Source organism: Paenibacillus sp. LjRoot56, from assembly GCF_964253335.1.
Taxonomy (GTDB): Bacteria; Bacillota; Bacilli; order Paenibacillales; family NBRC-103111; genus Paenibacillus_E; species Paenibacillus_E allorhizoplanae.
This window is the reverse complement of sequence record NZ_CAXURV020000004.1, coordinates 762,231-783,920: the sequence shown is the minus strand read 5'-3', so window position 1 is coordinate 783,920 and position 21,690 is coordinate 762,231. Positions and strand designations below refer to the sequence as shown.

The following is a 21,690-nucleotide window of genomic DNA, read 5'->3' as shown; positions in this document are numbered from 1 at the left end:
AATCTAAACTTAGGTCAAAGGCACCCATTCATCGCGGTGGATGACTTCGATGCGTGATACTTCGACGCGTTTCTGGACTTCGTCCGTCGATAATCCTGCCGCGGCTTGAACTTGCCAAGCCGCATAATTGACGACGCCGCGGCCCAGCAGCGCGCCGTCACTACAGATCACCTCGACGACATCGCCGGGGTGGAAGTCACCAACCGCTGCCGTGATGCCAGCGGGGAGCAGGCTCTTCCCACCGTTGATCAAGGCAGCTTTCGCCCCTTGATCAACAATGATTTGCCCTTGGGGCAGCGAGTGGAAGCCGACCCACTGCTTCTTGACCGGCAGATTGTTCAGCGCCGTGTCAAAGTACGTTCCCTTGCCGGTACCGCCCACGGCAAGGTTCAGATCATCGGGCTCAAGTACGCGCCCGATGAAGACCGGCACGCCCCCGCGCATCGCGATGCGGGCGGCCTCGACCTTGGAGCGCATGCCGCCGGTGCCGACCGCGCTCCCTGAGCCTCCAGCGAAGCTGAACAGCTCATCGCTGATGGCGTCTACGCGATCGATTCGCTGTGCGTTCGCGTTCTTACGAGGATCGTCCGTGTATAGGCCGTCCATATCGGTAATGATGATCAATTTGTTCGCTTTGACCAAATTGCCTACCAATGCCGACAACGTATCATTGTCGCCGAATTTCAGTTCATCCACCGAGACGGTGTCGTTCTCGTTAATAATCGGCACCACGCCGCGCTGCAGGAGCTCATCAATCGTCATCATCGCGTTCTGCACGCGCTTGCGGTTGGAGAAGTCGTACCGGGTCAGCAAAATTTGCGCCACGCTTACGCCGTGGGATGCAAATGCTTCATGGTACGCCTGCATTAAGAGCGCTTGGCCGACGGCTGCCGCGGCCTGCTTCTCATGCAGGACCTTGGGCCGTGTGCGATAGCCAAGGGAGGTGAAGCCTGCTGCTACTGCGCCGGAGGTCACGAGCAGCACTTGGCTGCCGCTGCGCTGCAAGTGCGCGAGTTCCGCCGCAAAAAAACGTATTTTATCCGGATTCAAGCCACCCGTATCTGAGGTTAATGAGGAGCTGCCGATTTTGACTACGATTCGCTGAGTCATATTCATCCCATCCTTCGATTTCCAACTATGTAGATACAAAAAAGACTCCCGTCCTTAAAACATAAGGACGAAAGTCTGTTGCTTCCGCGGTACCACCTTAGATTAGCGCATATCAAATAGAAAGCGCTCAACTCTAGATTCCCTGTATAACAGTAGGGTTCTGTTCAACTCATCGTTGACGGTTCAGGGGCGGGTTCGGATTCGGTTCACGGCAAGCTCTCTCAGTCAATGGAGCTTACTCCCTGGTTACGTGCGGCACGATTCGTACTATTCCCATCATAACGTTGCTGTTTGGAATTTTAATTCTATCTAGAATAGCATGGTACGCGAGACTTTGTAAAGGTATAAATGGCTTGCTTTCAAGGTTCTTTGGATAATTAGGAGTTAAAAAGATTTAATTTCCCAATCCGCTGCACAGCCTCTTCCAATCGCGCTTCCGAAGAAAGAAGGCCCAGTCGGACGTAGCCCTCACCGTGCGTTCCGAAACCAACACCTGGTGCTACGACAACTTTTGCTTCCTCCAATAGTAAATCGGCAAGGCTTTGGGAGGAATGTCCTGACGGTACTGGCAGCCAGGAGAAGAAGGAACCTTGCGATGGCTTTGCGTTCCAACCGATGCTGGCAAGTGCTGTGTATAACGCGTTCCGACGACTTTCGTACACATCACGCAGCTCTGTGACACAGTCTTGTGAGGCAGTTAATGCTGTAGCCGCCGCTGCTTGGATACCACCAAACAAAGAGCAATAGTAGTGATCTTGCATCAAGTTAATGAGGCGAATGACTTCTTTGTTGCCAAGGGCAAAGCCTACACGCCAGCCTGCCATATTGTATGTTTTGGACAAGGTATAGAATTCAATGCCTACTTCTTTGGCTCCAGGGGTTTGCAGGAATGAGATCGGCTTCTGACCATCAAATCCAATAGCTCCATAGGCGAAATCACTGGCAACAACGACACCATTTTTCTCAGCGAAGGCAACTGTTTCCTCATAAAAAGAAGCAGGAGCTGTCGCACCCGTCGGGTTGTTCGGATAATTAATGAACATAAGCTTAGCACGGTCCAGATCAGACTGCTTTAACTGCGAATAGTCAGGCAGGAAGTTATTTTCCTCGCGTAACGGCATGAATGCCATCTCTGCACCTGCTAGTGCGACACCAGACCAATAATCAGGGTAGCCAGGATCAGGAACAAGGCATACATCGCCTGGATTCAATAAGCATTGGGCAATTTCGATGAGACCTGTTTTGCCGCCGAAAAGAATAGCAACTTCGGTATCGGGATCCAAATCCACGTTGTGATCCTCTTTATAACGTTGCGCAATCGCCTGTTTCAGAAATGGAAACCCGCTGAATGGCGGATATTTATGATACAACGGATTCGCAGAAGCTTCCTGTATGGAAGTCACAATATGCGGAGGCGTAGGACGGTCAGGATTCCCTTGGCCTAAATTAATGACATCATGGCCAGCGGCAATTTGTGCATTTGCTTTGCCAACGAGCGTTGCGAAGAATTGTGTAGGCAGACCCTTCATTCTTTCAGCTGGTTGTATGGAAAATCGAGAGGTTGTTGAAGATACGTTTGTCACGGTTTAATTCACACTCCGGAGGTCGGGATTTTAAACTATACCCTAAATGTAACATGATTAATCTTTTTTTCATAGTCGATGAAGATATTGAATTGGTCATCTTTTTCATATTGCTTTATGATGATGGTAACAAATGTAAAAGGGGATGAACGTTGATGGCATCGAACACGCAAGTTGCTGAAGTATTTCTACAGGAATCCATACGTGCTTTTCAGAGTATGAAGAAGTTGGCGGACAAATCATTTGCACAGACAGCGGAGTCATTCTTTTATCAGACTATAGATGAAGAATCGAATTCACTGGAAGTGATTATGAAGCATATGCATGGGAATATGTTGTCCCGTTGGACGGATTTTTTAACCTCAGATGGGGAAAAAGGGTGGCGTGATCGTGATGGTGAATTTGAAGGCGACCACCTTTCTCGGGAAGAGCTGATTGAGCAGTGGGAAACGGGTTGGCAATTTGTGATGACGACACTGCAAGCTTTGACTCCTGAAGATGTGCTGTCTCACGTTCGAATCCGAGGTGAAAGTCATACGGTATTGCAAGCGATTCAACGACAAGTGTCGCATTATGGTTATCATGTCGGGCAAATCGTGTTGCTTTGCAAGCATTGGGCTAGTACAGATTGGCAGACGCTCAGCATCGCTAGAGGGCAGTCCAAACAATTTAAACCTACGGTTTAAACGTGATGCGTGTTGAGTTGAGCGTACTTTTCGACTAGTATGTAGTCATAGATGTTTTTTACCACATAAGAAAGTATAAGTTTTCGGTTCCCGAAAACGTCTTGCTTATTGGCGATAAAACCTACCTCTAGACGCGGTCGCTCATCTTCGAATGGCCTCGATAGAGGTTTTCTCAATCGGAGGGAGTCAACTCGACATGTCACAGTCACAACTACTTAATCTTGCTCTAATTCAAATGGATATTGCGATCGGTGAACCCGATGTGAATTATGCGGTGCTCGAAACAAAGCTTCTTGAAGCCGTTGACGCGGCACAGAAGCCAGACGTCATCATTTTTCCTGAGATGTGGAATACTGGTTATGCACTAACTGAAATTCATCAACTTGCTGATGTGAATGGGGAGCGGACGAAGGCGTTTTTGAGCACTTTTGCTCGGACTCATCAGGTGAACATTATCGGTGGATCAATTGCGGATAAAAAAGAAGATCGTATACTCAATACGATTTATGCATGGAATCGCGAAGGTAACGAGATCGCAGAGTATTCCAAAATCCATCTGTTCCGACTTATGGATGAGGAGAAATTTTTGCACAGTGGGGAGCAACTAGGTTTGTTTGATCTAGAAGGGGTTCCTGCTGGGGCGATGATATGTTATGATATTCGTTTTCCGGAGCTGTCACGCAAATTGGCGTTAGATGGCGCACGTATTTTGTTCGTGCCTGCAGAATGGCCGCATCCACGTTTGCACCACTGGCGTACACTGCTTATGGCGCGAGCAATTGAGAATCAAATGTACGTCGTTTCTTGCAATCGTGTTGGGACGAGTGGTACGACAAATTTCTTCGGTCATTCGATGGTCATCGATCCTTGGGGCGAGGTGCTTGTTGAAGGTGATGAGAACGAAGCCATTCTTCGGGCGACGATTGATTTAGAAGAAGTTGTCCGCGTTCGAGGTAAAATACCTGTTTTTGAAGATCGTCGGCCCCATTTGTACTAGGGAGATTGATTTTTGCTGCGATATTCTGTAAACTAAGACCAATTGAATGATCAATTATGGCTGTGAAGGATGAATAGTACTTGAAGGACTTCATGTTCAGCGAGCTGGGGATGGTGAAAGCCCAGAATGAAGGTCAAGGAAACGGCTATCCGGAGCCTATACGATAAAGGGGATATATGCTTGTATCAGGTATATCAACTAGGGTGGAACCGCGGGTGCTAAAGCTCTCGTCCCTAGGCATTATTTGATGCCTTTGGATGTTGAGCTTTTTTGATGTTTGCTCATATCCAAACGGTTGTCATCGGTCGAAGACCCACATATAAGAAGCTTAAGGAGCGATTGAACAATGAGTGTAACAATGGAGCAAGTCGTCGCATTAGCGAAGCACAGAGGATTCGTTTTCCCAGGTTCAGAAATTTATGGCGGTTTGGCTAATACATGGGATTACGGCCCGCTTGGTGTTGAATTGAAAAACAACATTAAACGCGCATGGTGGAAAAAATTCATTCAAGAATCCCCGTATAACGTTGGATTAGATGCGGCAATCTTGATGAACCCGCAAGCATGGGTGGCATCCGGTCACGTAGGTAACTTCAACGATCCAATGATCGATTGTAAAAGCTGTAAAGCACGTCACCGTGCGGATAAATTGATCGAGAACAAGTTGGCTGAAAAAGATATCGAAATCATCGTAGACGGTATGACGTTCGATGACATGATGAAATTGATCGTGGAACACAACATCGTGTGTCCAGATTGCGGAAGCAAAGATTTCACAGATATTCGTCAATTCAACCTGATGTTCAAAACGTTCCAAGGTGTAACAGAAGCGAGTTCAAACGTTGTTTATCTTCGTCCAGAAACAGCACAAGGGATCTTCGTTAACTTCAAAAACGCACAACGTACCATGCGTAAAAAGCTGCCATTTGGTATCGGTCAAATCGGTAAAAGCTTCCGTAATGAAATCACGCCAGGCAACTTTACGTTCCGTACGCGTGAATTCGAACAAATGGAGCTTGAGTTCTTCTGCAAGCCAGGTGAAGACTTGAAATGGTTCGAGTACTGGAGAAGCTTCTGCCATAACTGGCTGTTATCCCTAGGTGCAAAAGCCGATAACCTTCGTCTTCGTGATCATAACGACGATGAGTTGTCACATTATAGTAATGCGACAACGGATATCGAGTACAAATTCCCGTTCGGTTGGGGCGAGCTTTGGGGCATCGCGGATCGTACGGACTACGATTTGAAGCAGCACATGGCGCATTCCGGTGAAGATTTCAACTACATCGATCAAGAAACGAATGAGCGTTATGTTCCTTATTGTATCGAGCCGTCCCTTGGGGCAGACCGTGTTACTTTGGCGCTTCTGATTGATGCGTTTGAAGAGCAAAAATTGGAAGGTGACGACAGCCGTACTGTTCTTCACTTCCACCCAGCATTAGCACCGATGAAAGCCGCGATTTTCCCACTTTCGAAGAAATTGAATGAGGGTGCACAAGCTGTATTTGCAGACCTTGCGAAGCATTTCATGGTGGATTACGATGATACAGGATCCATTGGTAAACGTTACCGTCGTCATGATGAGATCGGTACGCCATTCTGTATCACATATGATTTCGAGTCCGAGACAGATGGTCAAGTGACGGTTCGTGATCGTGATACAATGGTTCAAACGCGTATGCCGATTTCGGAGCTAAAAGCCTTTATTGAGAATGCCCTACAATTCTAATTGTTACTTGAAAACCCCTTGTGAGCACGTCAAATGACGTAAGCTTACAAGGGGTTTTTCTTTTAGATAACATAATCTAAGACTTCACTATAAGGTAAGTAACGTCGAACTTCACGCAGCGGCGGTGTATACACATGGATAGAAATAGCCGGTTCATGAAATGGATTGCTTAACTGGTGAATTTGATCAGCAGGCGCAATGAAGTATTCTCCTGCTTGGATGAAGTCATCCTTATGAGCAACAGGATAGCCTTCTGTATCTAATAAGAAGGTTGAATTCACTAAGGATCCTGAAACCAAATAAGCCGTGCCTATGGACAAGCCATGGTTATGGATGGCTGTTGAGCGGGAGGTCGGAATGTGAATGACGATAACTTCCAGTTCGGGTGAGCTAAACACTACATTTCTACCATAGGGTAGTTGATTGGGTTCGGTTTTGAAATCTGGGACGAAGTTTAGATGTCTCTCTATCGATTGAAGTGCCTCTTTTAATTGTTCCAGTGTTGGTGCATGCAACTTACAGAATGTCTGTTCAATTGCTCTGATGAGCGTCATTGGCATCTCGCCTCCTAGGCATTCTTATCTCTTTATCAATATTAATTTGGGAATGGATAAGTTTTGTTTATATAATATGCCTTGGTGTTTCAAAAGGTTAGGGTTAAATGTAAGAATTTAAAGCGGAAATCAGTCTGCAGACGGGGAGATGTTTCAAAGATGGTTCATGAACAGAGCCAAATCGAAAGTTACAACCAAAGAAGTGTAACTAGACGAATAGCCGAGTTTTAAGAGTGTTACCCTTCGATGTTAGAAAGGGGACACTTTTTTCGTATATATCCTACGAACGGCACATGCCAGAAATCCTTATTCCTGATGAAAGAACTGCAAACGCTATCTTTTTGTAGTACAAGTATACTATCTTCTTAGAATTACTACCTTTGCACTATTTCAAGCATTCGATTTGAGCCTTATAGTTAGTGACACATGCGCGAAAAATACATAAATTTGTAAAGGTTGTGAAGATAGGGGCGACGGCATACGACAAATAATTCAATTCTACTCACAGCATGGATGCTATTTATTTCGGGGTTACATAGGAAAAGGGAGTGGAATTGATGAAAGGATTAGCTGAAGAGACGCAAATGCATGAATTTACAGAGAGAGTCGGCATCTCTCAAGCGGAGATAGCCAAGCTACATGAGAAATCATTTCTTAATGGCGTTCAAAGAGATTCGACGCGCGTGAGGTTTCGCGTGCAAGGGAAAATGATGGAACGGCTACTAGCTAAAAACCAAGGACTCATGGATGTCATCCTTCGGCAAGCACATCTGAAGACGAACACCTTCTACTTTCCTAATTTATTGATGGTAACGGATAATCATGGGGTCATTTTAACGATTAATGGGGATGAACGATCCATCTTGCAAGCTGCGAATTTGAACAACATCGGGATCGGATCTTCGTTATCGTTGTCTAGTGCAGGGACCAATGCGGTTTCGGCTGCGATTGATCTTCAGCGTCCAGTTTGGATTAGTGGTGAGGATCATTATCTGGATACGATGCATAACTGGGTGACGATGTGCGTTCCGATTCAAACTGCGGATAATCAGATCATCGGTTACTTAGTTTTGACTGCTTTTCAATATATTTCAGCACCTTTTATGTATCCGTGTATCAAATCGATTGCACTTCTGCTTGAATACGAGTTGAGAAAGACCGAATTACAAAGTAAAACATGGTTCGTTGAAGAGATGCTGGAAGAACGCTTGAAAGCTTTCAAACTAACGCTGCGTGAAAAAGAAGTCGCGACGTATTGGTTGCTCGACTACGATTATAAGCAAATCGGCAAAGTCTTGGGGATCAGCGAGAATACGGTCCGTGTCTATGTAACGAAAATCAATCGCAAGTTGAAAGTCAATTCCAAAGCATCATTGATTTTGAGTGTACTTGGCGCTATTTAAGGTTGAAAGCAAGAAGTCATACCTATGCATTACATAGGATTTATACATATTGACGTATTACGTTGAGAAATGGTTCAAATTGTAGAAAAAAGCTTCGATCTTTCACGATGTATGTGGGGATCGGGGCTTTTTTTGTGTGTTCAACGTCTTTAGGATTTGAATTTTCAAGAAGGGTCAGGAGCGAAAAGCAAGTAACTGCCCGAGTAGTTTGGGTTTTCTATGAATGAATACCTTGGAAATCCCTAACATGCTTTGGCATGGTTAGAATTTATATATAGGAGTAAGACCCATTTTTTGAGGAATTTGCTGAAAAAGCGCGTTCGATCTTATACATATGCAAGTGGTATATAAAAGCAATGGAATTAATAGGGTACGCGTACATTTCAAAAGAACTATATGAAACCGCTTCCTAAGTACGACTTCTATTGCGAAATCCCGACTTCCGCCCCCTGCTCCAGCCCCCATCTAGATTGAATTCCCTATGAAATAGCGTCTGAATGGCTAACGTGGCTTAAGAATTATAGTTCATGCATTAGGTCATTTGAATTAATAAATATGTATGATTTGCTCTACAGAAATTACCGTCTATATTTGAGGCATCCCACCGAAACGGGAGGGAAAATGTCGAGCTTTGAGGGACGGTTGGCTATGAGACAAAGAAGAAGGGCCTTGATCCTGCAGCCTATTAAATGGATTCTTCTTCTAGGCGTCGTCGGTTCTGGGAGTGTATATGGATTATCGGCGGCAGGGTTCATTGAGTGGAATTCAGAGCACAAACTAGAAAGCTTGATGTTCTGGAAAGACACGGATCATGCTTCAACGAAAGGAACAGCGCTTGCAGCTGGCGTGGACAAAGAAAGTGCGAAGCCATCGGTCAAACCGATATCAACGCCAACGACTACGGCCACGGCATCGCCAACAGTTGTACCTGCTAGTACGCCTATAAGTACAGCAGCAACAACATCACCAGATAAGACGTTAACATCGGGTCTGCAAGTCATTTCACAAGCGCAGAGTATTGTTGCTGTAAATGCGAATGTGAAATTATGGCTAGAGCAGGCGGGACAGATCAAGATTGAGTCAGGGAAGCTATTCTCCTTTCAAGCTTGGTTGACCGAGGTCAGCAAAAGCAAAGTACCTGAAATGAAGGCAGATGAGTTATCGCATGTGGCATCCCTTTTGTATGAAGCTGCTCTGCGTGCTGGCATGCAAGTTGGTGAACGCTATCCACATCGAGATAATCCCGCTTATGCAGCTGCTGGATTTGATGTTAATTTTCAAAGCGAGCTGAAAGATTTAACCTTCTATAATTCAATCGGCGTACCCATTACAGTTGGCGTGATATACAACGGGGAAACACCTGTCGTTACGTTCAATGGGAAACCGAAAGCGGATTGGCAAGCTCCGAAAATTACGGTTAGTAAAGAAGTATTCACACCAGAGAACATTGTACTCACGGATTTTACACTGGCTGGTCAAGGTGATAAACGTAGTGAAGGTCAATCAGGACTTCTAGTCAAGGTGTTCGCGGATGAGAAGAATGATGGCAAGAACGTGTTGATATATAAAGATTATTACGCACCGCATCCCAATGTCATCGCGAAGGCTCCAACAGCGGAAGAACTTAAATCACCTTAAATCACTTGTTAGGTTGCACAGATCCGTCACGTACTCTATTAACAGAAGGGAGGCCCCCCAATGCGCATAGGTGAATTATTTGTAATGAACGGACTCATCACAGAGGATCAGCTTGAACAAGGGCTGAAGCAGCAAGTGCACACGAGGAAGAAAATCGGTGAGATTCTTATCGATAAAGGGTTGATTACAGAAAGACAACTGGTTGAAGTACTGGAATTTCAATTAGGGTTTCCGGTTGTTAACATGTTTGAGACACAACTCGATATGCAAACCGTTCAGCTCATTCCAGAAACGCTTGCTCGCAAGCACTGTGTGATCCCGATTGAACGTAAGAATGGCAAAATCAAAGTTGCCATGGTTGATCCATTGAACTATGGAGCCATTGAAGAAATTCGAATGGCGACGAACATGAGTGTTCAGCCAGTCATCGCGATTCGTTCTGAAGTCGAGCAAGCCATCACGAAAAATTATGGCATGAAAGAATCTGTCGATGAATTGATGGTCGACTTAGATAAAATCGAGATCAAGGATGAGGAATCCGAAGCGAATGATCAAGGATCACCGATCGTAAAGCTGGTCAATCAAATCATTCAATCCGCTGTGCAGCAGAGGGCGTCCGATATTCATGTTGATCCTCAGGAGAAACAACTGATCGTGAAGTACCGAATCGATGGTGTGCTTCGAACGGAGAAAGCGCTGCCGAAGCATATGCAGGGCGTGTTGACAGCAAGATTGAAAATCATTGCAAAGTTGAACATCGCGGAAAGACGATTACCGCAAGATGGTCGAATCCAGATGCAGGTGGATAATCGCCGAATTGATATACGGGTTTCGACATTACCGACAGTTCATGGTGAAAGTATCGTTCTTCGGATCCTAGATCAATCGGCAGGTGTTAAAAAAATTGCCGAATTGGGACTAAGTGATGCGAATTTGGTGAAATTCGACAAAATGATTCAGAAGCCGAATGGGATCATGTTGATCTCGGGACCTACGGGAAGCGGGAAAACATCAACACTCTATTCAGCATTGGGTCAATTAAATGGTGATGATGTCAAAATCATTACAGTTGAGGATCCAGTCGAGTATCGAATGAATGGTGTAACGCAAGTACAGGTTAACTCGCAGATTGGTCTGACTTTCGCTTCTGGCTTACGATCTATTCTCAGACAAGATCCGAACATTGTTATGGTCGGGGAGGTCCGGGATGCAGAGACAGCAGAAATTGCGGTACGTGCTTCCCTTACGGGGCACTTAGTGTTAAGCACCATCCATACGAACAGTGCAGTCAGTACGATTAGCCGACTTGTTGATATGGGAATTGATTCCTATCTCATTGCCTCTTCACTCTCCTGTATCGTGGCTCAGCGCCTAGTACGGCGTGTATGTCGTGAATGTGCAGCCCAGGTACCTGCCAGAGAGGATGAGATGAAGCTGCTAGAAACGCATGGGCTGCTAAGCGGCACTGAACAACAACTGGCGGGAACTGGAACAGGTGTCGTAGTACCTATGACTTCGCCGAGAGCCATGGATAAACCAATCATGGTAACAAGGGGAAAAGGCTGTGGAACATGCAATAAGACAGGCTACAGAGGTCGTATCGCTGTACATGAGCTGTTAGTTGTCGATGAACCGCTGCGCAGCCTAATCGTACAGAATCGTCCCGTTAGCGAGTTGGAGCAGCATTTGATGAAGAATGGTTTTAAAAATATGCTCTACGATGGCTTGCTCAAGATTCGCCAAGGTCATACCACAATTGAAGAAGTATTGAAAGCCGTGGCAGACGAATAGCAGTTGAAATGAAGAAGGCTATGAATGGGGGTGAACAATAACTTGGCGAACTTTACGTATGAAGCCGTCAATGAAAGCGGTAAGAAGCTGAAAGGGATGGTGAAAGCACAGAACAAACAGCTGGCGATTACGGAGTTGCGAGGACGCGGGATTACCATTCGGAGCATCCAAGAACAGCGGAAGACAACGATGGATCTTGAGATTCATATCGGAAGGGCAGTCAAGCTTGAGGACTTCGTTATCTTCTGTCGGCAATTCGCTACGTTGATCCGAGCTGGGATTCAGATTGACCAGGCCGTTTCGATTCTGGAAGATCAATCCACCTCCAAATATTTGAAAGCAGCTTTAGGTGATATCTCGGAGCAAATCAGAAGTGGGCACCCCTTATCGAAAGGGATGGGCGAACATCCGAAAGTATTTCCCGATATGTTCGTCAATATGATGGCTTCGGGCGAAACCGGCGGTAATTTGGATGAAGTCCTGGAACGGATGGCAGAACACTACGAGAAAGAGCATAAAACGGTTCAGAAGGTGAAATCAGCCATGACGTATCCGATCGTGGTTCTGGTCATCGCCATCGTCGTCGTTATCTTCCTCCTCTTGAAAATTGTCCCAACCTTTGCGGATATGTTTCTAGAGCAAGGCTCAGAGTTGCCGCTGATTACCAGATTTGTTATGAGCTCAAGTGATGCGATCGTGCATTATTGGTGGATGTTCTTGGCTGGCGTCATTGGCATCGTGGTCTTGTATAGGAGCTTTGCATCGAGTGAAGAAGGGAAGTACTGGATCGATACGATCAAGTTTAAGATTCCAGTCTTTGGCATTATTCTCAAAAAAGCTGCGGTTGCCCGAATGACGCGTACACTGTCCTCGCTATTCGTGAGTGCAGTGCCTGTCTTACAGGCACTGGATGTAACCGCGAAAGTAGTTGGCAATCGAGTAATTGCCAAGGTGCTCCGAGATGCCAAAGACAGCTTGCAGCAAGGTAAAATGCTATCGGAACCGATTCAAAAAAGTGGCATTTTTCCCAAAATGGTCGTGCAAATGCTGATCATTGGAGAGGAGACAGGGCAGGTCGATAATATGCTTGCGAAGATCGCTGATTTCTTCGAAGCGGATGTCGATCAGAGTGTAGATCGATTAAAGGCGGTGATTGAACCTCTCATGCTGCTTTTTATCTCCAGTATTGTTGGCGTGATTGTGGCGGCGATCATGAGTCCAATGTTCAAAATGTACGACAATTTCCTAGGATAATTACCGACCGGCTTGAAAGGAGGTGATAGACAAACATGTCGGCGGCTTTACTAGCAATACAACATAACGTAACACCAGATTGGCAAGAGCACGTACATAACCAAAATAAACCTAGAGGTGGGAATGAAATGAACGCATTGGCATTGGAAAACACTCAAAAAGAAGGATTTAAAGCTCCTAAAATGTCTTTCCGTGAGGCAATGAAAAATGAAAAAGGTTTGACGCTCATCGAGTTGCTAGCTGTTATCGTAATTATCGCGATTATTGCAGCTATCGCTATTCCTTCAATCGGTTCGATTCTAGAGAAAACAAGAATTAACGCACATCGTTCAAACGCTCACATGGCGATTGACGCTGCACGACTTTATGTTTCGAATGAAGGCGTTACTTTGGCAGGAGCGGGAACAACGCTTGTATTATCATTAACTGATCTTAATGCAAGTGGATATTTGGAGAACATTCCAAAAGATCCATCGAATAAACCAAGTAACTATAAGCCAGGTACTGCGGCTACTGTGACAAATGGTGTGAGAAGTGCTGGAGATGCTTCGGAATCACACGTACTCGTTAAAAAGGATGCTACTACTGGAAACTTCACGTATCAAGTTACTTTGGATGGTGCACAAAAATATATGGACGCTACACTAGAATCCAACATTGAAATTGCAGGATACGTCGTGGAAACAGGTACGCCAACTGCACCAACAACTACACCATAATCATCTAACCAAGCGCGCCGCCTAGCGGCGCGCCCCTTATCCCTTATGCAGAACCGAGAGGAGTTACCGCAATGTTCGCAAAGAAAACGAGCAAGTATACATACGGCATGCAAATTTCGGATACAGAAGCGAAGCTGGTTGAAATTATGAACGAGAATGGACAGGTTACCCTGACACAGCGTCATTCCATTGCGCTGGATAGAGGCAGTATTAAACACGGAAAATTCGTGGACGAAGATTCGGTCATTGCGCGCATCTCAACCCTAGTCAAGCAAATTGGGTTACAAGGTGCACATATCAATGTGACGGTGCCATTATCCAATGTGGTACTCCGTAAATCCGTCTTTTCGGCCTTAAAAGATAAAGCGTTACGTAACATGATCGACGTAGAATTACACGGCGGACAGCAATTGCCTTTCAAAAATCCTGTGTTTGATTTTGTTCGACTGGGAGCCCCAAAAGATGAGGCTGCAGCTTCTTCAGAAGGTGTAGTCAAATCCTCCAAGTCGTCGGCACAAGAGGAAGTTCTCATATTTGCAACACCTGGCGAGGTGGTCGAAAGTTATGCACATGTCGTCAAGCAATCAGGGTTAGTGCCAGTAGCCGTTGATTTGGCACCACTAGCTCTTCATCGAATGTTGGTACGTCATACCAAATTAACTGGCTCCGCGATGAAGGATCGATTCATGCTGCTGCATGTCGAGCCAGATCATGCGGATGTCAGCATATTCGTAGATGGCATACCTGTATTTTTCCGTTCCATTCAAATTAATACGAGTTTCTTCCTAGACACAGGAACGGATCAGCTTGCGGCTTATGCGCGCAATCTATCGATGGAGCTTGGTCGTGTTTTGAATTATTTCCAATACACCGTTTCCAACGATCAGAAGCATGTCGAGCTCGTTTATTTGGTAGGCGATCATGAATGGATCACTGCACTCCCAGAACATCTAGAGAGTGCTTTCACAGGTGAGATTACATCGTTCCCATTGCCTGCCATTCTGAAAGATGAAGACACAACATGTCAAGCATATGCAGTTCCAGTTGGACTGGCAATGAAAGGGGCTTAAGGTCGATGAGTGCAGGCGTACAGAAGCTACAGTCCATCGAAATTAACTTGCTGCAAATGCGGCACGAAGAACAAGCAGGAACTAGTCCCATTTTCCGCTATGTCTTTATGACAGCGATCGTGTTGGTGGTCAGTGGAATGGGATGGATGTATACGAGCGCAAAGTCAGAAATTAAGAGCACGAATAAGGCATTGGAGCAGGTGAACCTTCAAATTAAAGAAAGTCAAACAAAGATTGCAAGCTCCCCATCAGCAGGGGCAGTTGCCGATTTCGTTGCTTTACCGAAACAACTCGTCGCAAGTAAACCCTTAGCGACAGATGTGCTTGATAAGCTTTCTGCCCTAATGCCACTTACTTCAAATCTAACCGCGCTTTCCTTCGGAGATGGTAATAAGGTCAAGATCACAGGAAATTTTGCTACCAGCGAAGATATCATTACATTCATGCAAGCGACGAAAGCTTCCAGCTCGTTTACATTAATTTCAAGCAGTGGGATGAACAAAGTGATTTCGTCACAAGAAGATAAAAACGCAGCGGTAGTTACCGAACCACCATTGCCTATTATTCAAGCGACTTTCGAGCTTCAATACAAGTCCGAGCCCAACAAGAAAGGTTGATCGAACGTATGAGCATGCTCAGCAGTAAACGGAATCAAATCATCGTGGCGTTCATCCTCGCGTTGGCGCTTGTGATGGTGTATATCAATTTCATTTCACCGCTTCAAACTGAAAAGGCGACCAAAGAGAGACTTCTTATACAGAAAAAACAAGAACTAGACGCTTTGAACAAACGCTCTGCCGGCGGAGGTGCAATTGGGGCTGCGGAACAAGTAAGTCTATCACAAACACGTAATCGCGTGCCTGAAGAACCGGATGTGGAAGGGCTTATACGTGAAATCCGGATGCTAGAGGTCATTACGAAGATGTCACTGGCCAGTTATAACTTTGAAATTGGTAAGGCGTCCGATGTTGTGATTAAAGCTCCAACGATTTCACCAGCACCTGCGAAAGGAAGTACTACCGTCACGCAAGTTGCTCCACCGATGCCATCACTCGCCATTCCGATCAAGCTCAACACAACAGCTAAAGGGGATTACGCGCAGATCCATCGCTTTCTAGATGAACTGCAAACGACGAATCGCTTGATGCAGGTGGACAAGTTGACTTTTGCTGTGAAAAGCGGAGCCCCCGTGAAGCTGAATGCTCTGAAAAGAGAAATAACGGTCAATGTCTCCTTAGTATCGTATTATGCACCTGGTTTACAGAAATTTTTCAAGAATCCGCTAACTGTTCCTTATACGAAGCCTGCTGGAAAGACGAACCCGGTTTATTAATAAAACCATGTACATACGGGAGGAAACACGATGAGTATGAGTTCGCCAACGACATCCGATACCTTATCATTGAAAGATTTGCTGCGTGTTTCTTACGAATCGAAGGCTTCTGACTTGCACATTAATGCAACGACAGAACCTCTTATGCGGCTACATGGGAAGTTGATGAAGGTGGTTGATTCCGTTCTTTCTCCTGAAGATACACATCGCATGGCGAAAGAAATTTTAACGAAGGAACAATATGAAACATTGTCTAAAAAGGGGGAAGTTGACTTTTCGTTCGAGCTGCCAGGTCTTTCTCGTTATCGGGGCAATGTATTTAAGCAAAAACGACATATTAACATGGTGTTTCGTGTCTTGTCGACGACAGTGCCCTCCCTCTTTAGCTTAAATTTGCCTGATTTGGTTCAGGAATTTGCACACAAGCATCAAGGTCTGGTTCTAGTAACAGGTCCTACAGGTAGCGGTAAGTCGACAACGCTTGCTTCCATCATAGATTTCATTAATGAAACTCAGAAGAAACACATTATTACGTTGGAAGATCCAATCGAGTATATTCATCCGAGTAAAAATTGTCTGGTGGCACAACGTGAGATTGGTATTGATACCTTAACGTTCTCCAATGGTTTACGTGCTGCACTTCGTCAAGATCCCGATGTCATTCTAGTTGGTGAAATGCGGGATTTGGAAACGATTAAGACAGCCATTACGGCAGCAGAAACAGGTCACCTTGTCCTCGCGACACTTCATACCCCGGATGCTCCTCAAACCGTCGATCGGATTATCGATGTTTTTCCAACAGAGCAACAAAGACAAATACGCGTTCAGCTAGCATCCGTACTTATTAGTGTATTATCCCAACGTTTAGTTCCGCGTATGGATGGACGAGGAAGGGCTATGGCGCTGGAAATATTAATCAATACTCCGGCTGTAGCCAACTTAATTCGACAAGAGAAAATCTATCAAATCAAATCGGTCATTCAAACGAATCGACAAATCGGTATGCAAACGATGGTTTCCAGCTTGAAGCAATTAGTGGAAGAAGGCATTATCCATCGGGACGCGATCAAAGAATATGAAATGACCTTAGGAGAAGATTAAATGAAAACCAATAAACATGCACTCGTTACTGCTCTTCTTGTCTTATCCATACTGTCACCAACAACCGTTCTCGCGAGTGAAGCTGCAGTCAATTCAGCAGTCAGTGTGCAAGCAAGCAATCCATTCGCCGTATTAAAAGGGCTCGATAATGAAGCGCGTAGTCAACAGTACGAAAACATGAAGCTTTCACCAGCAGGTTGGCAGGTCGGCATGATTATTTCCAAAGAACCTTATGCAGTTGTTACTAGCGTAGATGCTTCTGGCGCACATGTGAAAATATGGACAGGAGCAATCGCACGTGATTTCAATGATTTGCTCGTGTTCTGGGATGAAATTGGTGTAGAAGTGTCAGGAAAACTTGATTTCCATGCCACTGACGTCGAAGAGACGACACGTACATACTTTGAAAGCGCCTCCCAAGAGTCCTATCGTGTCAAAGCCTACCTAGGCAAAGTACCTTGGGCGAACATCCCTACGGATGCAGAGGCAGTTCGAGATGGCAGTACAAAGGTAACATCGAATGGCTTAATCAACGTATATGGTATCGTTTTTCAGAATCCTGATCGTGCCGTTTCACCGACACTTGGCTCAGTAAAGAATTTGCCAGATATGCCAGATGCCGTGCCAACGCTGCGCACATGGAAACAAACGTCCGTAAGCGCGGTTCCAAGCGATGCATTAACGCACTGGGCAAAGGATGACATTCTTGATCTTATGCAGAAATCGATTATCGATGGTTATGAAGATCACACAATACGTCCGAATCGTACGCTTTCAAAAGCAGAGTTTGTAACACTTGTTGTTAAAGCATTAGGGATTGAACCTGTTCAAACTCCTGTCAAAGGTTACGAGGATATGGGGAAACATTGGTCAACCAGCATGGTTGCTTCTGCGCAAGCTATGGGTTTGTTGGATTTGAAACCTGTAGATGTAAACTTTTCTCCAGATTTACCGATTACGCGTATTGAAATGGTTGGTCTCGTTGATCGCATTTTACAAAAGTATGCCGTTAAGGGTGGAGCGGGCACTGGTGAATTCACGGATATCGGAAGTTTAACAGACGGTAATAAAGCATCTCTTCAGAATGTGATACATGCAGGCATTGTCGGCGGTTATGAAGATGGTTCGTTCAGACCGCAAGGGTCACTCACTCGTGCTGAAGCTTTCAAGGTCATCTCGAGAATCATTCATTTGGTGTAGAAAGGAGTTCGTAACTATGCATTGGTATCAAAAAGCGAAAAAGAAAAGTGCAATTTTGTTGACCGGAATGTTGCTCACGACTATGCTCCCTGTCTTCGTTGGAACGAATACCGTTTATGGGACTGAAGTAGACAATGGTTGCTTAGCTATTAGCGGTGTGGGAAATGTCCCCATAACAAGTGTTGAACGCAATCAATTGGTTACTATTAATTACACACTGGACCCGAGTGGCACACATACAGTAACGCAAACACGGGATGCGGTTGATATTGCTTTTGTAGCTGACGTATCTGGAAGTATGGCCTACCACATGGACAAAGATGATAGCAGAACACCTATTCGTCTAGATATTCTGAAGAGTGCTTCAGCAACATTAACGAATAAATTTAAAGCCGTAAACATGGGTGACCGCTTAGGACTTATAAAATTTAGCTCTGATGCGTCAAAAGTGTATGATTTGACAACGGAATATGAGAAAGTACAGACCGAAATTAACAAACTTAAAGCTGATGGTTCTACCAATATTGACGATGGTCTTGCGAAAGCGAAGACGATGTTAACGGCGAGTGGAACAAAGCCCGTGAAACAAATTATTTTGTTAACGGATGGCAAAGCAACGGTTTGGACGGATGAGAACGACGGAAATAAACAAAAAAGCGGAGGAACAAGTGCTGCGAATGCTGCAAAAGCAGATGCTGATGTACTAGCAGGCCTTGGTATTAAAGTGTATACGATCGCTTTGGCAACAGCTGGCTCTGATGAAATTGATCTAGAATTGTTGCAATATATTGCAACAAAGACGGGCGGAATGGCTTATGAAGCGAGCTCTGCGAGCCAACTTTCAGTGATTTTTGATAACATCGCCAAAACCATTGAAGCGCCAGCTCAACTCAAAACGGTGACGCTTCGTCAACCCATTCCAGCGGGGTTCATCTTAGCACCTGGTGAGAATGCTACGAACGTAAAATATGAAGCTGCAACACATGAAGTTGTGGTCAACGTAGGGGACATTAATTTTCCTTTTGACCAGGATAAGATCGATCTCTCCATTAAATTAATTCCAGATACAGCAGCAGGTGACTATCCACTGCAAGATGCTAAGGTGACGTATAAGGATGCCTGTAATGCCAATCGACAGTTCAATATTAATTTTGGTACGCAGCTATCTGTAAGTGTTCGTGTGGTTGATAAATATGGCAATGTGTATATCGGGAATAGTCAGGGCGAACTTCAACGTCTAAGAGCTAGTGATAAACAAAAGCAATGGACGATTAATAATAAGAAGATAGCCATCTCAGATATCCGTTTTATTGATACAGAAATCCATTCCATTGTACGCATTACTTACAAGGATGGGACGACAGATGAATTTGATTTGAAGCCAACTGCACCAGGGACTTATGAGCTCGTTGATGGAAATGGTAAGCCCATTATTGAAAATGGTTGGCATGTCGGTCCTGGAGCGCTTCGTTCTGTATCTGGTTCAAGCACACAGCTACCAAACTCAACCGTTTATGCCAATGATGACTTTCAAGGGGCTTATATTGCAGGTTATGAGATCTCCGTTAATAACGGAGGCTGGCAATCACAAAAAACAAGCGGTGTCGTCATTCCTGATGGAAATGGCGTGAATTTCAAAACGCGTGCGTTCACTAATGCGATTAGTGGCAGCGCTGCGATTCCTATTGCTGGTGCTGTCGCAACCGGAAATGTTTCCTTAGATAGCACAGGACCGATGATAAGCTGGAGCCACAATATTGTAAATCCAACAGATGACGGCATTATTTATATCACGGCAACCGATAATCTAAGTCCTGTAACGAGTGTGAAAGTATGGTTTGATAATAAATCATATTCTATCAGTTCTAGCTCGTCGAAAATGACTCGGAATGGCAACACCTATGCGTTTCGACTTAGTGATGTGACAGGTTTCGATACGGTTGAGAAACGTCAAGGTTGGCATCAAATTCAATTCGAAGCTACTTCCATTGGAGGTACAACTACAACAGCTGAAACTCCTGAATATTTTGTGATTAACCCAGGTCCAACGGCTACGCTAAAAGGCATGAATTATAATGCTGGTGATATTTCCGATAAACCTGTAAGTGTTGCTGTGGTGGATGAGAAGTATCCAGTATCTGATCGAACTTTCGGTAGTCACGTAGAGCACGGGTTTACGTTGAAAAATATGTATTACGTGATTAAACAATCATCAGCGACACCGGAAGCAAGTGAATGGAAGCCATTGGCATCGAAGCGCTTAACGGTGACAACCAAAACGAACACGACATCCGGAACGTATTATGTCTTCTTAAAATTAGTCGATAGTTCGAATGTAGAAATGGTTCAACAACCACTAATTGTTAAATTCGATACCGAGCAAAACAACAACTAGACTGGCAAATCGGTGAGGTAGTGAGGAGGACTTACGGTGCGCCGCAATGAACGTCGGAAGCAAGCCCAGCCTAATGAAGACGGTATGTCACTCGTGGAAATCTTGATTGCTGTGACGATTATGTCGATTATCAGTGTCACGTTGATGGGTTATTTCACTTCAGCTGTTGATAAATCCGCGCAAGAGAGCCGCAAAATTATCGGTGCCAACTTAGCTCGATTGAAAGCAGCTGAGCTGCGTGATTACTTCAAGAATGGCTATAAAGACGCCATTGTTTCACAGCTGACAAGCAGCCCCAAATTTTCTGGTGACTTATCGAGTAATGGTTCGGAGTTAATGAAAGGGAGATTGGACTCAACGGAGATCAATGGTACAACGTATCGGTATTTGGTTGAACTTGAGAAGAGCTACGCTCGCTGGGAGGCTGCGGATCCGTTTCGTAATGATTCAGATGACTATTTGGCTCAAATGTTCGTTACTGTGTATTGGTCGAACGAAGATTCTCTCGATGCACCTTCAGTGAAAGCATCAACGACACTCGATACGTATCTTATCAAAAGGTGGTAGCGCCACATGCAGCGCAATGAGAAAGGGATGTCCATGATTGAACTTCTGGCTGCCTTGCTGATCGTTGGCATGGTAGCCTCCATCCTGTACTCTTTTATGCTAATGGGCGTGTCGATGTATAAACGAGTCACGATGGAAACCCAGATGCGTAATCAAGGAGACGGGTTATACAGTCAAATAATTTCGGAGCTGAAAGAAGCGATCTATGTTCAAGATGAAGGCACCGATAAGAAAATTATTCGTTATGCGAAAAAAAATGATAACCCGAACATTTATATTGATCTTTATGAAATGGAAGTTAAACCGGATCCAACCGGTGGCGGGAAAATTGAAATCAGGGAAGCTGGAACGAATGTCGTTAAAAGTGTTTTCCAATTAGGAAGCAATTTTACGATTCGTGAGGGTAGTTTGAGTGAAGCGAGCCAGAATCATGACCGTGTTCAAGTTACGCTGGAGTATGCCAGAGTTAATGCGGATCAGCTTAAACTAGCTGACAGCCCGAAGCTGGTTATTGATTCACAAATCCCACTATTCCGTAATGAATAATAGTAACGGATTGG

19 protein-coding genes are annotated in these 21,690 nt (G+C 44.9%); 16 read left to right on the top strand and 3 right to left on the bottom strand.

What is annotated here, in order from left to right; genetic code table 11:
- Nucleotides 1-9: 9 nt before the first annotated feature.
- Together proB and ACSQ8O_RS29320 are read right to left on the bottom strand one after the other, a co-directional pair.
- On the bottom strand, nucleotides 10-1,110 hold the full coding sequence (proB, locus tag ACSQ8O_RS29325; RefSeq protein ID WP_436244561.1) for a glutamate 5-kinase: 1,101 nt from the start codon (nucleotides 1,108-1,110) through the stop codon (nucleotides 10-12).
- A 377-nt stretch (nucleotides 1,111-1,487) separates the two neighbouring features.
- On the bottom strand, nucleotides 1,488-2,693 hold the full coding sequence (locus ACSQ8O_RS29320; RefSeq protein ID WP_436244560.1) for a pyridoxal phosphate-dependent aminotransferase: 1,206 nt from the start codon (nucleotides 2,691-2,693) through the stop codon (nucleotides 1,488-1,490).
- A 155-nt stretch (nucleotides 2,694-2,848) separates the two neighbouring features.
- Between ACSQ8O_RS29320 and ACSQ8O_RS29315 the strand changes: the two genes are divergently transcribed.
- The 3 genes from ACSQ8O_RS29315 (at nucleotide 2,849) to ACSQ8O_RS29305 (ending at nucleotide 6,105) form a co-directional block, all read left to right on the top strand.
- Nucleotides 2,849-3,379, top strand: coding sequence for a DUF1572 family protein (locus ACSQ8O_RS29315; RefSeq protein ID WP_436244559.1), 531 nt, complete (start codon nucleotides 2,849-2,851; stop codon nucleotides 3,377-3,379).
- A 196-nt stretch (nucleotides 3,380-3,575) separates the two neighbouring features.
- Complete coding sequence (locus tag ACSQ8O_RS29310) at nucleotides 3,576-4,376, top strand: carbon-nitrogen family hydrolase (protein WP_436244558.1); 801 nt, start codon at nucleotides 3,576-3,578, stop codon at nucleotides 4,374-4,376.
- A gap of 346 nt (nucleotides 4,377-4,722) precedes the next feature.
- Complete coding sequence (locus ACSQ8O_RS29305; RefSeq protein ID WP_056614192.1) at nucleotides 4,723-6,105, top strand: glycine--tRNA ligase; 1,383 nt, start codon at nucleotides 4,723-4,725, stop codon at nucleotides 6,103-6,105.
- A gap of 62 nt (nucleotides 6,106-6,167) precedes the next feature.
- On the opposite strand, the gene ACSQ8O_RS29300 is transcribed toward ACSQ8O_RS29305, so the two are convergent.
- The gene (locus tag ACSQ8O_RS29300; protein WP_436244557.1) at nucleotides 6,168-6,659 is read right to left on the bottom strand and encodes a cysteine dioxygenase; all 492 of its coding nucleotides are present in this window, start codon (nucleotides 6,657-6,659) and stop codon (nucleotides 6,168-6,170) included.
- A 557-nt stretch (nucleotides 6,660-7,216) separates the two neighbouring features.
- On the opposite strand from ACSQ8O_RS29300, the gene ACSQ8O_RS29295 reads away from it, so the two are divergent.
- The 13 genes from ACSQ8O_RS29295 (at nucleotide 7,217) to ACSQ8O_RS29235 (ending at nucleotide 21,676) form a co-directional block, all read left to right on the top strand.
- The gene (locus tag ACSQ8O_RS29295; protein WP_056614185.1) at nucleotides 7,217-8,062 is read left to right on the top strand and encodes a LuxR C-terminal-related transcriptional regulator; all 846 of its coding nucleotides are present in this window, start codon (nucleotides 7,217-7,219) and stop codon (nucleotides 8,060-8,062) included.
- A 621-nt stretch (nucleotides 8,063-8,683) separates the two neighbouring features.
- Complete coding sequence (locus ACSQ8O_RS29290; RefSeq protein WP_436244556.1) at nucleotides 8,684-9,700, top strand: VanW family protein; 1,017 nt, start codon at nucleotides 8,684-8,686, stop codon at nucleotides 9,698-9,700.
- A gap of 60 nt (nucleotides 9,701-9,760) precedes the next feature.
- Nucleotides 9,761-11,491 (top strand): GspE/PulE family protein, encoded by a 1,731-nt coding sequence (locus tag ACSQ8O_RS29285; RefSeq protein ID WP_171628767.1) that lies wholly within the window; start codon nucleotides 9,761-9,763, stop codon nucleotides 11,489-11,491.
- Between the two features lie 30 nt (nucleotides 11,492-11,521).
- A complete protein-coding gene (locus ACSQ8O_RS29280) occupies nucleotides 11,522-12,745 on the top strand; it encodes a type II secretion system F family protein (protein ID WP_436244555.1) in 1,224 nt (407 codons plus the stop codon).
- Between the two features lie 35 nt (nucleotides 12,746-12,780).
- Nucleotides 12,781-13,464 carry a prepilin-type N-terminal cleavage/methylation domain-containing protein gene (locus ACSQ8O_RS29275; RefSeq protein WP_436244554.1) on the top strand — a complete coding sequence of 228 codons (684 nt, stop codon included), beginning with the start codon at nucleotides 12,781-12,783 and terminating at the stop codon, nucleotides 13,462-13,464.
- A 71-nt stretch (nucleotides 13,465-13,535) separates the two neighbouring features.
- On the top strand, nucleotides 13,536-14,534 hold the full coding sequence (gene pilM / locus ACSQ8O_RS29270) for a type IV pilus biogenesis protein PilM (protein WP_436244553.1): 999 nt from the start codon (nucleotides 13,536-13,538) through the stop codon (nucleotides 14,532-14,534).
- A gap of 5 nt (nucleotides 14,535-14,539) precedes the next feature.
- On the top strand, nucleotides 14,540-15,151 hold the full coding sequence (locus ACSQ8O_RS29265) for a PilN domain-containing protein (RefSeq protein ID WP_436244552.1): 612 nt from the start codon (nucleotides 14,540-14,542) through the stop codon (nucleotides 15,149-15,151).
- Nucleotides 15,152-15,159: 8 nt separating this feature from the next.
- A complete protein-coding gene (locus tag ACSQ8O_RS29260; RefSeq protein WP_436244551.1) occupies nucleotides 15,160-15,867 on the top strand; it encodes a hypothetical protein in 708 nt (235 codons plus the stop codon).
- A 30-nt stretch (nucleotides 15,868-15,897) separates the two neighbouring features.
- Nucleotides 15,898-16,968 carry a type IV pilus twitching motility protein PilT gene (locus tag ACSQ8O_RS29255; protein WP_082595411.1) on the top strand — a complete coding sequence of 357 codons (1,071 nt, stop codon included), beginning with the start codon at nucleotides 15,898-15,900 and terminating at the stop codon, nucleotides 16,966-16,968.
- On the top strand, nucleotides 16,969-18,168 hold the full coding sequence (locus tag ACSQ8O_RS29250) for an S-layer homology domain-containing protein (RefSeq protein WP_436244550.1): 1,200 nt from the start codon (nucleotides 16,969-16,971) through the stop codon (nucleotides 18,166-18,168).
- A gap of 16 nt (nucleotides 18,169-18,184) precedes the next feature.
- On the top strand, nucleotides 18,185-20,563 hold the full coding sequence (locus tag ACSQ8O_RS29245) for a vWA domain-containing protein (protein ID WP_436244549.1): 2,379 nt from the start codon (nucleotides 18,185-18,187) through the stop codon (nucleotides 20,561-20,563).
- A gap of 36 nt (nucleotides 20,564-20,599) precedes the next feature.
- A complete protein-coding gene (locus ACSQ8O_RS29240; protein WP_436244548.1) occupies nucleotides 20,600-21,130 on the top strand; it encodes a type IV pilus modification PilV family protein in 531 nt (176 codons plus the stop codon).
- A 6-nt stretch (nucleotides 21,131-21,136) separates the two neighbouring features.
- Nucleotides 21,137-21,676, top strand: coding sequence for a prepilin-type N-terminal cleavage/methylation domain-containing protein (locus ACSQ8O_RS29235; RefSeq protein ID WP_436244547.1), 540 nt, complete (start codon nucleotides 21,137-21,139; stop codon nucleotides 21,674-21,676).
- Nucleotides 21,677-21,690: the final 14 nt, after the last annotated feature.